General features: G+C 71.6%; 12 protein-coding genes. 6 read left to right on the top strand and 6 right to left on the bottom strand.

All coding sequences use genetic code 11. The features are described 5' to 3' along the window. From D7V93_RS22395 to D7V93_RS22380, 4 genes are all read right to left on the bottom strand, one after another. Window positions 1-1072, bottom strand: a 1072-nt coding sequence (locus tag D7V93_RS22395) for a DUF4331 domain-containing protein (RefSeq protein ID WP_147451273.1), incomplete at its 3' end; no start/stop codon positions are given. A gap of 154 nt (window positions 1073-1226) precedes the next feature. Continuing rightward, on the bottom strand, window positions 1227-2354 hold the full coding sequence (locus D7V93_RS22390) for a HupE/UreJ family protein (RefSeq protein WP_120645352.1): 1128 nt from the start codon (window positions 2352-2354) through the stop codon (window positions 1227-1229). After that, entirely contained in the window at window positions 2351-3577 is a 1227-nt protein-coding gene (locus D7V93_RS22385) for a tetratricopeptide repeat protein (protein ID WP_120645351.1), read from the bottom strand. Before D7V93_RS22385 ends, D7V93_RS22390 begins: the two co-directional genes overlap by 4 nt. A gap of 82 nt (window positions 3578-3659) precedes the next feature. Next, window positions 3660-4763 carry an ornithine cyclodeaminase family protein gene (locus tag D7V93_RS22380; RefSeq protein ID WP_120645350.1) on the bottom strand — a complete coding sequence of 368 codons (1104 nt, stop codon included), beginning with the start codon at window positions 4761-4763 and terminating at the stop codon, window positions 3660-3662. Between the two features lie 217 nt (window positions 4764-4980). On the opposite strand from D7V93_RS22380, the gene D7V93_RS22375 reads away from it, so the two are divergent. From D7V93_RS22375 to D7V93_RS22365, 3 genes are all read left to right on the top strand, one after another. Continuing rightward, the gene (locus D7V93_RS22375) at window positions 4981-6258 is read left to right on the top strand and encodes a hybrid sensor histidine kinase/response regulator (RefSeq protein WP_120645349.1); all 1278 of its coding nucleotides are present in this window, start codon (window positions 4981-4983) and stop codon (window positions 6256-6258) included. A 198-nt stretch (window positions 6259-6456) separates the two neighbouring features. Continuing rightward, window positions 6457-7641, top strand: coding sequence for an alpha/beta fold hydrolase (locus D7V93_RS22370; protein ID WP_120645348.1), 1185 nt, complete (start codon window positions 6457-6459; stop codon window positions 7639-7641). A gap of 264 nt (window positions 7642-7905) precedes the next feature. Further along, on the top strand, window positions 7906-9408 hold the full coding sequence (locus D7V93_RS22365; RefSeq protein ID WP_244237436.1) for a methyl-accepting chemotaxis protein: 1503 nt from the start codon (window positions 7906-7908) through the stop codon (window positions 9406-9408). A gap of 13 nt (window positions 9409-9421) precedes the next feature. Here the strand turns inward: D7V93_RS22365 and D7V93_RS22360 are convergent, their stop codons facing one another. Continuing rightward, window positions 9422-10915: an MFS transporter gene (locus tag D7V93_RS22360; protein WP_120645346.1), complete on the bottom strand. Its 1494-nt coding sequence runs from the start codon at window positions 10913-10915 to the stop codon at window positions 9422-9424. Between the two features lie 214 nt (window positions 10916-11129). Between D7V93_RS22360 and D7V93_RS22355 the strand changes: the two genes are divergently transcribed. The 3 genes from D7V93_RS22355 to D7V93_RS22345 are packed head-to-tail and all read left to right on the top strand — an operon-like array spanning window position 11130 to window position 13263. Further along, on the top strand, window positions 11130-12128 hold the full coding sequence (locus D7V93_RS22355) for a polyprenyl synthetase family protein (protein ID WP_120645353.1): 999 nt from the start codon (window positions 11130-11132) through the stop codon (window positions 12126-12128). Then, complete coding sequence (locus tag D7V93_RS22350) at window positions 12125-12721, top strand: GbsR/MarR family transcriptional regulator (RefSeq protein ID WP_120645345.1); 597 nt, start codon at window positions 12125-12127, stop codon at window positions 12719-12721. Before D7V93_RS22355 ends, D7V93_RS22350 begins: the two co-directional genes overlap by 4 nt. Window positions 12722-12735: 14 nt before the next feature. Then, window positions 12736-13263, top strand: a complete 528-nt coding sequence (locus tag D7V93_RS22345) for a gamma-glutamylcyclotransferase family protein (RefSeq protein ID WP_120645344.1) — start codon at window positions 12736-12738, stop codon at window positions 13261-13263. Between the two features lie 25 nt (window positions 13264-13288). On the opposite strand, the gene D7V93_RS45085 is transcribed toward D7V93_RS22345, so the two are convergent. Further along, window positions 13289-14263, bottom strand: a 975-nt coding sequence (locus tag D7V93_RS45085; RefSeq protein ID WP_120645343.1) for a PQQ-dependent sugar dehydrogenase, incomplete at its 5' end; no start/stop codon positions are given.

The raw sequence follows: 14263 nt of genomic DNA, 5'->3' as shown, positions 1-14263 counted from the left end.
GGGTGGGGTTCGTCACGTAGGTGGCGAACTGCGCGTCGTCCTTGGGCTCGCTGGCGTTGAACTTGTCCTTGTCCGGCAGGCCGATGACGACCTCGTTGACGAGCGGCATGCCCAGGCGGCTGACCTGCTGCCACGCGCCACCGTCACGCGAGGGCTTCGCGAACGTGGGCGACGGGTTGATGGCGCGCGCCTGGCGCACGCTCGCGGACGTCCAGCCACCGATGACGTCCTGGGTGCCGGCCTTGAGGCAGGCGATGGGGACTTCCAGGGCCAGCGTGGTGATGTTGTTCCCCGCCAGCGGGTTCTTCACCGCGTTGCGGTTGGCCGCGGTGGTGATGAAGGTGCCGTCCGCGTTCACCAGGTCGAAGATCGGCCCCAGGTTGACCGCGAAGGACTCCTTGCGCTGACCGACGAACACCCGGCCCGGCGTGGGGCAGTCCGGGATGTTCACATTGTAGATGTGCTCGCGCGCATAGGCCTCGTACACGGCCGGCAGGCCCAGCGACTTCGTGCCGATGTAGTCCGTGGGCTTGCGGAACGTGGCGGAGCCGCCCGCCGCGTTGGTCACGTCCTTGGCGACGCCGGTGCGGCGGTTGCCGCGGACCACCTTGAGCGTGAAGGACTCCTGCACGTTCAGGTTGGCCTGGTTCGCCGTGGTGATGGGACCCACGTTGAAGAGCGGCACGGGGACCGTCTTCGCCTGCGCGCCGGTGCCAATGGTCAGCGCCGCGCCGGCGTTGGCGTTGGCCAGCGTGTTGGTGAAGCGGAACTGGAAGGTGAGGTCCTCCTGCCCGTTCCCGTCGTTGTCGATGTGGATCTCGTACAGCGCTTCCGGATCCAGCGTGAAGAAGTTCGGACCGCCGTACGCCTCCTGGAAGGGGATGTAGTTGGCGATCAGCGTCACGAAGTCCGCGCGAGTCGCCTCATAGCTGCGGAACATGTAGAAGTCGGTCGAGTCGACCTTGGGTGACTTCGTGATGAAGGGTGCTTCGCGGTGGCTCGACGCAATGGCGCCCGAGGCGCCCAGCGTGGTCGCGACGGTGAGGACCGCCGCGAGCTTTCTGGCTCTCATCTCTTCCTCCTGCTTCGGTGGTTTCTGAGTGCGGAAATGCCCGGGGTGTCGTGTGAAGACAGGACATATCTCCAGGCGAAAGCCTTACGTGTTTCCGAATTGCCCGGATTTCTCCTGACAACGAAACACGGCCCCGCGGGGCCGTGTGGGCCCGTCAGATGAAGGACACGCCCACGCCGAACGCGCGCTCCGCGAACCACGCACACGCCACGAGGGCGATCACCATGGAGCCGCCCACGAGCAGCGCGCGGCGGTAGACGGGCGTGGCGCGCAGCAGGTACGCCACGGGCAGGAACACGGCCACGCACGCGAGCTGTCCCAGCTCCACGCCCACGTTGAAGCCGAACAGCGTCACCGCGAGGCTGCCCGCGGGCAGCTCCAGATCCGCCAGCACCGACGCGAAGCCAAAGCCATGCAGGAGCCCCAGCGCGAACGCCGCGAGCCAGCGGGTGCGGTCCATCCACGGGAAGACGTTGTTGAGCGCGGCGACGATGACGCTGGCCGCGATGGCGGACTCCACCCACCGCGACGGCAGCGACACCCAGCCCAGCGCCGCGGCGCTCAGCGTCAGTGAGTGCGCCAGCGTGAAGGCGGACACCACCTTCACCACGTCCCGCACCGCCGCGCCGAAGTCCGCCACCGGCACCAGGCGGCCCGTCTCCCGGTCGCGCTGGAGCACGGACGGCAAGAGCAGCGCGAGCAGGAAGAGCAGGTGATCCACGCCCGCCCAGATGTGCTCGATGCCGGAGTGCACCATCTGCCCGAAGCGCCGCCACGGGGACAGTCCCTCCAGCGACACGCGGGCGGTGTGGCGCGTGGCGGAGAGGACCAGGGGCTCACCGGCGCCGTCGCTGCCCACCCGCACGATGCCCCGGTGCTGCGGGTCGCGGTCGAAGAGCAGCGCGTAGTCCACGTCGAGCGTGCGGGGCACGGCCGCGCACGCCGCGGTGAAGTCCACGACGGCATAGGCCCCGTCGGAGTGGCGCACCACGCGCAACGCGGCGGCGGAGGTCAGGGGGCAGGCCGCGCCGTCGGAGGACAGCTTCAGCCGGGCGAGCGCGTAGCCCGCGACGTCCGCCTGCCGCGCGCGCACCTCGCCCCAGGTGATGGCGCCGTTCCCGTCCGCGTCCAGGACCAGCACCTCCTCCAGGTCGCGCAGGGCCACATCCCAGCGGCCGGTGAAGCCGGTGCCGGAGCGGTCCAGGTGCAGGTAGCTGTCGCTCGGCTTGTGGGCGAGCGCGGCCAGCGGGAAGAGCAGCAGCGCGAGGGCGACGGCCTTCATCGGGATGCCTTTCGCACGCGCTCGGCGAGCGCCAGCGGGCCGGGGTCGTCCGCGCCGCTCGCTTCCAGGAAGCGCAGCACGGGGGCGGCGGCGTCGGGGGCGCGGTGCGCGAGCGCGGCCTCCAGCAGGATGCGCGCGTCCCACGGCTCGTGCTGCACCTCCCAGTTCGCCTGGGCCAGCTTCAGCGCCTTCCCGGCATCCTTCTCGACGTGGAGCGCGAAGCGGGCCTCCTCGCGCGCGTGCAGGGCGTCGCCGCGCAGGTGGCTGGCCGCGTAACGCGAGGCCAGCTCCGCGACGAGCGCGGGTGCCTCCGGCGAGCCCAGGGCCACCTCCGCGAGCACCCGGCGCAGGAGCTGGTTGTCGTCCTGGCCGTGGTCCTTCACCAGCGCGATGACGTCGCGCGGACGGCCCAGGTCCAGCAGCAGGTCCGCGTAGGCGGCGCGGGTGTAGGCGTCGTCCGGATCCATCGCCAGCACGCGGGCGTAGAGCTTCGTGGCGCGCCCGGTGTCTCCCGCGCGCGCGGCGGCCTCGGCGAGCGTGGACAGCGCCCACGCCTCTTCATCCCCCCCGTGGGCACCCCGGGCCATCGCGGCGGAGAGCAGCGCGACGGCGTCCCGGGAGCGGCCCGCGAGGCTCTTCACCTGGGCCTGGCACACGGCCCCGGCCAGCGACCCCGCCAGGGGCGCGAGCGCCGCGCAGCTCCTCGTCGCCTCCGCGTGCTCGCCGCGCACGCCCAGCACCACGGCGCGCGTGAGCCACGCCTGCGCGTCCTCGGGGGACTCGCGGATCAGGGCGTCCAGGTCCGCCAGGGCGGCGGGGAACTCATGGCGGCCCTGGAGGATGGTGGCGCGCAGCAGGCGCACGCCCGGAGGCGGGGTGGCCGCGTCCCACCAGGGCGCGAGCGCCGCCTGCGCGTGGCCCAGGTAGCGCGGGTCCCCGGAGGCCCGGCCCTCCTCGATGTCCAGCCGCGCCAGCCGCAGCGCGAGGTCCAGTTGATCCGCGCGGGCGCCGAGGGCCCTCCGGAGCGCCGCGCGCTCGCGGGCCTTCGCATCCGTCGCGGTCGCCGGCACCTGGGCGAGCACCGCGTCATCGGTGGCGGGGGTGAAGGGCACGCGCTCCGCCGCGGGCGTCTGGCCACAGCCGCCAAGGGCCAGCGACACCGCCAGGGTCAACCCGAGCGTGGCGCGTGAGACTCCGCGAGACGGCAGGAAGGACGGGCGCATGCGTGTGGGACTCTACGGAGCCCACGCGCGGCCGGATGCCGGGAGGGGGACGATTGTCCCCCGGAGGGTTGTCCGGCGGACGTCAGGCGCCGACGGCGCGGCGCGGCGTTTCGGTGCGTCCGGGCGCCTCACCCCGCATCAGCGCGTACGGGTCGAGCGGATCCCCGCCCAGCCCCTCCACCGACACATAGGTGCCCAGCTGCATGCGCCGCGCGTGCTCGAGCAACAGCCGCGTGATGACCTGATCCTCCAGCGCGTGGCCGGTGGAGTCGAACACCGTGTTGCGCAGGCGCCAGCCCTGGAACTCCTCCGGCTGCTGCACGACGGTGGCCAGGTCGGGGCCGATCTGATCCGGGTGCAGCTGCTGGCACTCGCCCTCCTGGCGCGCCTGGCTGGGGAAGTCCGGGCACACGAGGCTGCGGCGCAGGAGGGCCAGCGGCAGCTCCGTCTTGCCCGGCAGGTCGGAGCCCACCGCGTTGACGTGCGCGTGCGGCTGGAGCGCGTGGCCGGAGATGACGGGCCCCGCGCCCACGGCCACCGTCGTCGCCGTGCAGAGGATGTCCGCCCGCGCCTCCAGGTCCGACAGCAGCGTGGGCCGCACGTCCAGCCCCAGGAACGCCACGCGCCGCACGAACGAGCGCGCCGCTTCCGGGTTCACGTCGTGCACCAGCACCTGCTCCAGCCGGAACACGCGGCTGAGCGCATGCAGCTGCGTGACGGCCTGCGCCCCGCAGCCCACCAGCCCCAGCACCCGGCTGTCCGGCGCCGCGAGACACCGGCTGGCCACCGCCGACGCGGCCCCGGTGCGCAGCGCGGTGGCGAACACGCCGTCCATCAGCGCCACCAGGTGGCCCGTGCGCGCGTCGTAGACGCTGTTGGTCGCGATGACGGTGGGCAGCCCCCCTTCCGCGGGGTTGGCGGGGGAATAGCCCACCACCTTCATCGTCATGCTCTCGCCCCGCCGCAGGACGGGCATCCATTCGAGCGCTCCCGTGGGGCGGGCCTCGTTCACCAGCGGGAAGCCTTCCCGCTTGTGCACCTGCGTGACGGAGGCATCCAGCTCCCGCAGCGCCGTCGTCAGCGTCTGGATGAGCTCGTCCATCAAGGCGTGAAGTCCCACGCCGTCCACGATGGCGCGCAGATCGGAGGGGCTGAGCAGGAGCGTGCGAGGAACCGGGGGCGTCATGTGTTCAGAGTTTACGTCCCTGACAGGAATTGCAACCTGACAGTTTTGAGCACGAATTCCTCCGGTGCTGTGTCTTTCAAGTGCAGGTGCAGGGAACAAGGCGGAGAGGGGAGGCTGTTGGACCGGAGCGCTCGACATCCCAGCGGACCTCCCAGCCGAGCCCCCCTGCCTGCCACCCGAGCTGCTCCACCCCAACGCCCGAGTGACGACCATCGTGATGCCTTCCGGTCCCAGGACACCCGTGCTCACCGCCGTGTCCGACGAGCCCTCCCTTCGCCCCGCGAATGTCCTCGTGCCCGGGTCGCGCCGCGCGCGCGTGCTCCTGGTGGATGACGTGCCGGCGAACCTGCTCGCATTGGAGGCCATCCTGGAGCCGCTCGGTCAGCACGTGGTGTCGGTGACCTCCGGGGACGAGGCGCTCAAGGCGCTGCTGCTGGACGAGTACGCGTGCGTGCTGATGGACGTGCAGATGCCGGGGCTGGACGGGCTGGAGACGGCGCGGCTCGTGCGCGCCCGCGAGCGCACGAAGCACCTGCCCATCCTCTTCGTCACCGCGCTTTCCCGCGAGGCGGCGTACGTCACCCGGGGCTACGAATACGGCGCGGTGGACTACCTGCTCAAGCCGGTGGACCCGGACATCCTGCGCGCGAAGGTGTCGGTGTTCGTGGAGCTGTACCTGCGCGGCGAACAGCTGCGGCAGCAGGCGCTGGAGCTGGCGGAGCGGCGGCGCGTGGAGGGGGAGCTGCAGCGCGCGGCGGAGCTGGAGCAGCAGATCGTGGGCATCGTGGGACACGACATCCGCTCGCCCCTGGCCGCCATCCTGACCACGGCGAGCCTGCAGCTCGCGCGAGACGTGCTGCCGGACGGCCAGCGCCTGGCCTTCGAGCGGGTGTCCCGGGCCGGGGTGCGCATCCAGCGCATCGTGGATCAGCTCCTGGACTTCACGCGCGCCCGCCTGGGCGGAGGCATCCCGGTGATGCCGGGCGCGGGCGACCTGAACGAGCTGTGCTGCAAGGTGGCGGACGAGCTGCGCACGGCGCAGCCGGACCGCACCGTCCTCTGCGAGTTCACCCGCGAGAGCCTGCCGGGCACGTGGGACCTGGACCGGCTGGCGCAGGTGCTGGCCAACCTCCTGGACAACGCGCTCAAGTACAGCCCGAAGGACTCCCCCGTGCGCATCCGCACCTCCGAGCAGGGCGCGGACACCGTCCACGTGGAGGTGCACAACGGCGGCGACCCCATTCCCACGCACCTGCGCGACACGCTGTTCCAGCCCTTCCGCCGCGGTGTCGACACCGACAACCGCGAGAGCCTGGGCCTGGGCCTCTACATCGCGCACAGCATCGTGCAGGCCCACGGTGGCACGCTCCGGGTCGAGTCCACCCCCGAGTCAGGCACCACCTTCTTCCTCTGCCTGCCGCGTCAGGCGTTGGGCTCCGCGCGTCACCTCTCCGCGTGCGCGAAGCTCGCACCCTCCGAGTCACTCATCGCCTGAGGCGAAGGCCCGCCGCGTCACGGGGGACGGTCCGTTGCAGTGCTGGCTGATTCCTTCAGTCAAAGGCATACAACTATCCGTCCACATCAAAACCTCTCAAGGACTGAGCGGACGTCCGTCTCTCCTGATACAATTGCAGACGTCCGGGAGACGACTTGCCCGGGCGAGCTATGTCCGCGATGGGGAGGGTGCGCGACAATGACTGACAACTCGATGTGGATTCCCGTGGATGGAAGCGACCCGATGCGGGCGTGGGTCCATCGTCCCGAGTCAGGCAGCGGTCCGGCGTTGCTGTTGCTGATGGTGGAGGCCTTCGAAGGGAACAGCCACCTGCGGCACATGGCGCAGCTCTTCGCCGAGGAGGGCTACGTGGTGGTGGTGCCGGACCTCGCGTCGCGGGGGGAGCCGGAGGAGGTGGACCTCAAGCCGGTGGTGGCGTACGCGCGGGCCCTGCCGGATGTGACGGGCCTCAAGGGCCAGAGGCAGCTGGGCGCGGTGGGCTTCGGCCTGGGCGGCACGCTGGCCGCGCAGCTCGCGGTGCACGCCCAGGTGGACTGCGCGGTGGCCTACTGCGCGCCGGGCATGGAGGACGTGCTCGCGGAGGCCCGTCCGGACGCGGCCCCCGTGGTGCTCAACTTCGCGGAGTGGGACGGCTTCGTGCCCCCGTCCGCGGTGGCCCGGGTGCGCGCGCGCGTCACCCCCGACGTGGAGCTGTACGTCTACCCGGGAGTGCGTCACGGCTTCTTCCGCGAGGGATCGCCGGCGTACCACCGGCCTTCGCAGATGATGGCCCACACGCGCACCATGGCGCTGCTGCGGCGGGTGATGGGGCCCCGCTACGATCTGGCCGCGCTGTGGGACAAGCACACGGAGCTGGAGTTCGCCGCCCGGGACGCCGACGCGACGATGGCCACGATGGTGGCGCATCCGTACGTCAACAGCGTCCCGGTGATGACGGGAGGTGTGGGCGCGGAGTACCTCCGGCGCTTCTACGCGAACCACTTCGTCCACGCGAACCCCAAGGACACGAAGATGATCCCGCTGTCGCGCACCGTGGGTGCGGATCGCGTCGTGGATGAGTTCATCTTCTGCTTCACGCACGACATCGAGATGGACTGGATGCTTCCGGGCATCCCGCCCACCGGGAAGTACGTGGAGGTGCCCTTCGTCGCCGTCGTGAACTTCCGCGGCGACAAGCTCTACCACGAGCACATCTACTGGGATCAGGCGACGGTGCTGGTGCAGCTCGGCCTGCTGAACCCCCAGGGACTGCCCGTCTCCGGCGCCGAGTCCGCGCGCAAGCTGCTGGACGAGACCCTCCCGTCCAACACGCTGATGGAGAAGTGGGACGAGAGCGCCCCCCCCAAGCGCCAGGCAGGCTGAAGCTCCACCCCCCCGGAAGGGATGACCCACGCCCCGGGGTGACCTCTTACCCAGGGCGCGGTGTCTGACTTTCACACAGGAACCTGCGCGGGCCCATTGCGTGGGCTCGCCGGGGGTGTTCACAATGCGGCACCTCACTGGATAGTCCAGGGGGGCTTCGTTTCCCAGATTTCCCTCTGGAGTGGCCCCCGAGCGCTGGCGACAGCGTGGAAGGGGGCCGCCACCGACGCCCGGATGCGACTTTCCCTGTCCCAGAAGCTCTCCTTGGCGCCGCTCCTGGTGGCGCTGTTCTTCACGGTCCTGTTCTTCGGGTACCTCATCCCGCGCCTGTCGTCCGCCTTCGAGGACCAGGGGCGCGAGGTGGGCGTGGCGCTGCCGGTGGCGCTCGCCTCCACGCTGTCGGGGGTGATGGCGAGCGGCCAGACGGACTCGCTCCAGGCGCTGCTGGACCCGGTGACCCGCAACGGGAAGGTGGCCTACGTGGCCGTCTTCGACAGTTCGGGGCAGCTGCGCGCGGTGGCGGGCGAGTACGGCCCGGCCATGCGCGAGCTGAGGGACCGGCTGAGCCGGGCGCAGGGGGACGCCACGTTCTACGTCCGCGACGCGGAGCTCCTGGACCTGAGCTCCCGGATGTTGAACGGCGCGGGCAGCGTGCACGTGGGCCTCAACCGCACGGCGGCGCGCGCCCAGGTGAAGGCCATCACCACGGGGGTGAGCGTGGTGGTGCTGCTGGCGCTGCTGGCGTTCGTGGTGGCGGGCGTCGTGCTGGCGCGCCGGGTCGCGACGCCGCTCGTGCAGCTCACGGAGGCCGCGCAGCGCATCGCGGAGCACGGCGACCTGCGGGAGATGGTCCGCATCGAGTCCACCGACGAGGTGGGTCAGCTGGCGGGCGCCTTCACGCTGATGGTGAGCAAGGTGAAGGACCTGCTCCAGCAGCTCCAGCAGTCGTCGGACATGCTCAAGGGGTCGGTGGACCACCTGAACGACTCCGCGGGCCGGCAGAACGAGATGGTGTCGCGCCACGCCGCCGCGCTGCAGGAGACGCAGGTGACGGCGCAGGAGATCCGCCAGACGTCCGTCGTGGCGTCGCGCGCCGCGGAGGCCGTCATCGACGTGGCGGAGCGCGCGGAGGCCCTGGGCAAGACGGGCGAGGGCGCCATCACGGACAGCATCGACGGGCTGGTGGACCTGCGCTCGCAGGTGGAGCAGATCGCCGAGCGCATCATGGCGCTGGGCGAGCGCACCGAGCAGATCTCCGGCATCACGGAGACGGTGAAGGACCTGGCGGACCAGTCGCACCTGCTCGCGGTGAACGCGGCCATCGAGGCGGCGCGCTCCGGGGAGCACGGCAAGGGGTTCGCGGTGGTGGCCCGGGAGATCCGCGGCCTCGCGGACCAGTCCATCCGCGCCACCAACCAGGTGCGCGGCATCCTGGCGGACATCAGCACCGCCATCTTCGCCACGGTGGAGATCACCGCGGCGGGCACGCAGCGCATGGAGACCGCGCTCGCGCAGGTGCGCACGTCCGGAGACACGCTGCGCCAGCTGTCCTCCATCGTGCGCGACAGCGTGGTGTCCGCCCGGCAGATCTCCCAGACGGTCAACCAGCAGGCGACCGGCATCGAGCAGATCTTCACCGCCGTGAACGAGCTCAACGCGGTGATGGGCGACACGGTGAAGCGCATCTCCACCACCAGCGAGTCCGCCGTGTCGCTGAAGATGCTCTCCGAGCGCGTGGCCGGGATGGTGAAGGACTACCGGCTGTAGGCCCGTCGCCCGCTCAGGGGCGGAGGTCCGGGGCCCGGGCCTCGCGCAGCGCGGGGCGCGGGCGGGGCAGGAGCCGCTCCAGCACCTGTCCCACGGTGCGCGCGGTGGCGGCGCCGGGTTCGTTTACCCGGGCCGCGAGGAAGGCCGCGCCCAGGCGCGCCACCGCCGACACGACGAAGAGGACATGCAGGTTCGCCCACAGGTGGCCGCCCAGCATGAACTGCTGGGGCAGCCGTGCCGCCAGGGCCCCGCCCAGGGCCGCCGCCCCCGCGTACGCGAGCCCGCCCGCGGTGGCGAACGCCGCCAGGTAGAAGGGCCGGCCCCTGCGCGGCGCCACCGTCAGGGGCAGCGCGAAGATGGCCAGGCCGTGGCCGCTCCAGAGCGAGCCCGCCAGCAGCACGTCGAAGAGCAGCGGCCACAGCGTCCCCGCGGTGGGCAGCAGCCACAGCAGCGGGATGACGCTGATCCCCAGCGAGCACGCCATCAGCACCGGCTGCGCGCCCAGCCTGTCGATGGCGCGTCCCCACATGGACGCCGTCAGCACGCGCACGCCCGCCACGGCCGCCGCGTGCAGGGCCATGATGACGAAGGTCATCTTGAGGTTCTGCAGCGAGTGCAGCGCGAAGAAGGGCGCGGACACGCCCACCGCCGCGTTCCACGCCACCTGGTACACCAGTACCCGCCGCGCGCCGTCGTCCTTCCAGGGCAAGAGCGCCGCCTTCAGCTCCAGCCGGGGGGAGGAGCCCGGGGGCGCGGGATCATGCTGCGCGGCCATCATCAGGGTGGTGACGATGCCCATCGCGCACGCCGCCAGCGCCAGGAGCGGCAGCGCCAGCCCCACGCCTTCCAGCCTCCGCAGCCGGTCCATCAGCAGGCCCGCGCAGAGCGACGCGCCGGTGCCCATCAGCGTGGTGAGCGCGGTGCGCTTGCCGAAGAAGCGGCCCCGCACGGCGCGCGGCACCAGCTCCCCCATCCACGCCACCCACGCGTTGTTGCCCACCACGCCCAGCACCGCGGACAGCCCGGCCACGGTGAGCAGCAGGTGCTGCTGCCCGGCAAGCGACAGCCCCAGCCACGGCAGCAGCGCCAGCGGCAGCATCACGAGCCGTGACAGGCACACCGCGGTGAGCGCCACGCGCCGGTGGCCGAAGCAGAGGGTGAGCCACGCGGCGGGGAACTGCACGAACTGGGCGAAGAACGGCAGCGCCGTCATCACGCCCACGAGGAAGGGCCCCAGCTTCAGCGCGATGGCCCACGCCGTGAGCACCGTGGCGCCCGCGCACGCGGTGAACACCTCCGCGAACATCCCCTCCACGATGGACATGCTCAGCGACCCGCGCAGGCCCCGCTGGACGGGCGGGCCCCGGCGGCCGTCAGGCGGCGGCGGCGCGCCCAGCAGCGGCGCGGACGAACCGGGCAGGGAGGCGCCCGGGCGGAAGAGGGGAACGCCGGTGGCGAGGGAGGCGAAGCTCTGGACGAGGTGGCGGCGGAAGGCAGCGGGGGACACGCGAACCCTTGCGTCAGGAAAGGCCTCCTTCCTGTCGCACGGCGTCGCATTCCCCCTCAACCGGACCCCCGGTGTGGCCCCCGCGCACGGCCGGCCCCCAAGCGACCTTATTCCCGGCTTTCGATGCGCTGTCCGCACGCCCGGAGGGCAGGAGGGATTCAGGTGCAGTTCACGCGGTCTTGAACTATATGAACGAGTGAAGGAGACCGCGTACATGGATGTCGCTCACGAGCTGACGGAGTTTCTGGGGCAGGTGGAGCAGCGGTTGATCGCCCTGCTCGCGGACGGGGACGTCGGGCCGGACGTGAAGGGTGACACGCTGATGGACGCGGCCCGGCACCTGTGCCTGGGCGCCGGTGGCAAGCGTGCGCGGCCCATGCTCGTCCGGCTGTTCGGTGGGGCCGTGGGGGTTCCGGCGTCTCGGCTGGTGGATGTGGGCGTGGCGGCGGAGATGATCCACTCGGCCAGCCTGCTGCACGACGACGTGGTGGACGCGGGCATGTTCCGCCGGGGCCGCCCCACGGTGAACGCGCGCTGGGGCAACATCGTCGCGGTGATGAGCGGCGACCTCATCCTGTCCACGGCGCTCTCCCAGCTGTCGCTGCTGGACGCGCGCCTGGTGCAGAGCGGGCTGGCGGTCGTCTCGGAGATGACCCGGGCGGCCATCGCGGAGGTGGAGGCGCGCGGCGACATGGACCTGCCGCTGACGCGGCTGCGCTACATCGCCGAGGGCAAGACGGGGTCGCTGTTCGGCTGGTGCGGCAAGGCGGCCGCGACGCTGGCGGACCAGCCGGAGGCGGTGGAGCGCTTCGACGCGTTCGGCCGGCACCTGGGCGTGGCGTTCCAGATCGCCGACGACATCCGGGACATCCTGGGCACGGACGTGGGCAAGCCCCGGTACGCGGACGTGCACTCGCGCACGCCGTCCATGCCCATCCTGCTGGCGGTGTCGCGCGACGAGTCGCTGCGCCGCAAGCTCAAGGATGCGTGGGCGTTCTCCGTCATCACCCCGGAGCGCACGCGGGAGATTGGCAACGCCATCGAGGCCACCGGCGCGGTGGAGGCGTCCATGGCGCGGATGAACGCGGAGATCGAAGCGGCGCTCGACAAGCTGGGGCCCTTCACGGACGGCGCGGCGGGCGCGGAGCTGGCCGGCTGGGCGCGCAAGCTGTCGGAAGGCATCGCGGACCAGGTGAAGGGACGCGCTGCATGAAGGGCTACCTGTGGACGGGGGGGGATCCCGGGAGCCAGAGCACGGTGGCGCCGCCGGACAACGGCCGGCTGGCCCCGTGGGAAGCCATCGCCGTGGAGGCGGTGGGCAATGTCATCGAGTTCTGGGGCTTCAAGCGCAACCAGGGCCGCGTGTGGGGCCTGTTGTACCTGCGCGGCGAGCCGCTGACGGCCGGTGAGATCGAGCGCGAGCTGGACCTGTCGAAGGGCGGCGTCTCCATGCTGCTGCGCGACCTGGAGCGCTGGGGCGTCATCCAGCGCGTCCGCGTGCCGCAGGACACCGTGTGGCGGTACGCGGCGGAGACGGACCTGGTGCGGATGGTGACGCACGTGGTGGAGGAGCGCGAGGCGGCCTTCGTCACCCGCATCCGGGCGGACCTGTCCGAAGCGCGCCGGCTGGCGGAGGCCGTGGGCGGCGTTCCCCCCGAGCGGCTGCGGAAGCTGGAGCGCATGGCCACGCTGGCCGAGCACGTGGAGCGCGCGCTGCGCCTGTTCATCAAGACCTCGCGGCTGGACGTGGCGGGCGTGCTGGGCGCGTTCCGCGACGGCGCGCTGGGCCGCAAGGGCGAGCGGTAGGAGAGGACACACGCATGGATTCGCACTACGACCAGGTGATGAAGGCGCGCGCGCAGGCGGACGCGGACGCGCCCCGGCTCTACTTCGCCTACTCCACCATCCTGGACCGGGCCGCCTTCGACGAGTGGAAGGGGCAGCACAGCTACGGCTTCTTCGAGCTGCCGGAGGGCCAGCTCGCCGAGGCGCTGGACGTGGACCTCGTCTACGACTTCCCCTCGCGCTGGTGGGGCGGCCGGGTGGCGGGCCTCACCGACGCGCCGGGCGCCCGGGTGTACGGCCGGCTCTTCCGCATCGCCGGCAAGGACTGGCCCATCGTCCAGCACAAGGAGGGCGTGGTGACGAGCATGTGCGTGGAGCGCTCGGTGCGCGTGCGCGTGGACGGCCAGGAGGTGGAGGCCACCGCGTTCGTGACCAACCCCCGCCGCGCGTCCATGGACGGCCCGGTGAGCCCGCGCTTCGTGGAGGCGCTGGTGCGCGGCGCGACGAGCGCCGGGCTGCCCGCGGACTACGTGGCCCGGCTGGGCCGCGGCGAGACGCGCTGACCTCGCGTTGTCCCGCCGCGTCGCTTCAGGGCAGGCGGGCAGGCTCCACGAGGTAGATGGCCCCGGCGAAGTCGTCGCTGATGAAGAAGCCGCGCTTCGGGGCCAGGGCCACGTCCACCGGCCGGCCCCACACGCTCAGGTCCGGGTTCTTGAACCCGGTGACGAGGTCCACCTCGCCCGTGGGCTGGTTCGTCGCCAGGTCCCACGGGAAGACGGTGACCTTGTAGCCGGTCCGCTCCGTGCGGTTCCACGAGCCGTGGTAGGCGACCATCGCTCCGCGCTTCCAGGCCGGGGTGAGCTCGAAGTTGTCGAAGAACGTCAGGCCCAGGGGCGCCGCGTGGGCCTGGATGCCCTGGTCCGTCTTGTCCAGGGTCGCGCAGTCCGCCTTGGAGCCGTCCCGGTTCAGGTCGTAGTCGCGATCCAGGGGCATGTGCTTCAGGCCGCTGGGGGAGTCCGGGTTGGAGTTGCAGAACGGCCAGCCGTAGTGCCCCCCGGCGCGCACGGAGGTGAGGGCCTCCGGCGGGTGGTTGTCCACGTACTCCGGAACCACCTTGCCGTACTGGCCCGTGCCGTCATTGAGCGGGTAGGGCACGTTGTCGCGGTTGTTGACCGCCACCCACAGCGTGTCGGTGCCCGGCACCCACGCGAGGCCCTCCGCGTTGCGCAGGCCCCGGGCGAACAGCTCCCGTGAGCCGCCGTCCCAGCTCCACCGGTAGATGGCGCCCCGCAGCGGGTCGCTCGTCGTGTCGCTCAGGCACACGTTGCAGGTGGACGCGATGGCCACGTACACGCGGTGCTGCGAGTCCACGGCGATGTTCTTCAGCTCGTGGCCGTAGGCGCCCTGCAGCTCCGGCAGCGAGGCGTCCGGCAGCCCGGAGACCACGATCTGCACCTCGCCGCGCGTCGTCTCTCCCGCGGTCCAGCGCGAGCGCGTGACGCGGTTCTTCTCCGACAGGAACACCCACACCTGGCCGTCGCGCTCGTGGAAGACGATGTCGTG

Origin of the sequence: Corallococcus llansteffanensis (assembly GCF_003612055.1) — a bacterium.
Lineage (GTDB): Bacteria > Myxococcota > Myxococcia > Myxococcales > Myxococcaceae > Corallococcus > Corallococcus llansteffanensis.
The sequence above is the reverse complement of the archived record's forward strand: the minus strand, read 5'-3'. Positions and strand labels throughout refer to the sequence as shown.

Bases quoted from the DNA above. Each gene is read 5' to 3' on its own strand.
- D7V93_RS22385 (WP_120645351.1), bottom strand. From the start codon at position 3,577: ATGCGCCCGTCCTTCCTGCCGTCTCGCGGAGTCTCACGCGCCACGCTC.
- D7V93_RS22355 (WP_120645353.1), top strand. From the start codon at position 11,130: ATGGATGTCGCTCACGAGCTGACGGAGTTTCTGGGGCAGGTGGAGCAG.
- D7V93_RS22350 (WP_120645345.1), top strand. From the start codon at position 12,125: ATGAAGGGCTACCTGTGGACGGGGGGGGATCCCGGGAGCCAGAGCACG.
- D7V93_RS22375 (WP_120645349.1), top strand. From the start codon at position 4,981: ATGCCTTCCGGTCCCAGGACACCCGTGCTCACCGCCGTGTCCGACGAG.
- D7V93_RS22380 (WP_120645350.1), bottom strand. From the start codon at position 4,763: ATGACGCCCCCGGTTCCTCGCACGCTCCTGCTCAGCCCCTCCGATCTG.
- D7V93_RS22345 (WP_120645344.1), top strand. From the start codon at position 12,736: ATGGATTCGCACTACGACCAGGTGATGAAGGCGCGCGCGCAGGCGGAC.
- D7V93_RS22390 (WP_120645352.1), bottom strand. From the start codon at position 2,354: ATGAAGGCCGTCGCCCTCGCGCTGCTGCTCTTCCCGCTGGCCGCGCTC.
- D7V93_RS22370 (WP_120645348.1), top strand. From the start codon at position 6,457: ATGACTGACAACTCGATGTGGATTCCCGTGGATGGAAGCGACCCGATG.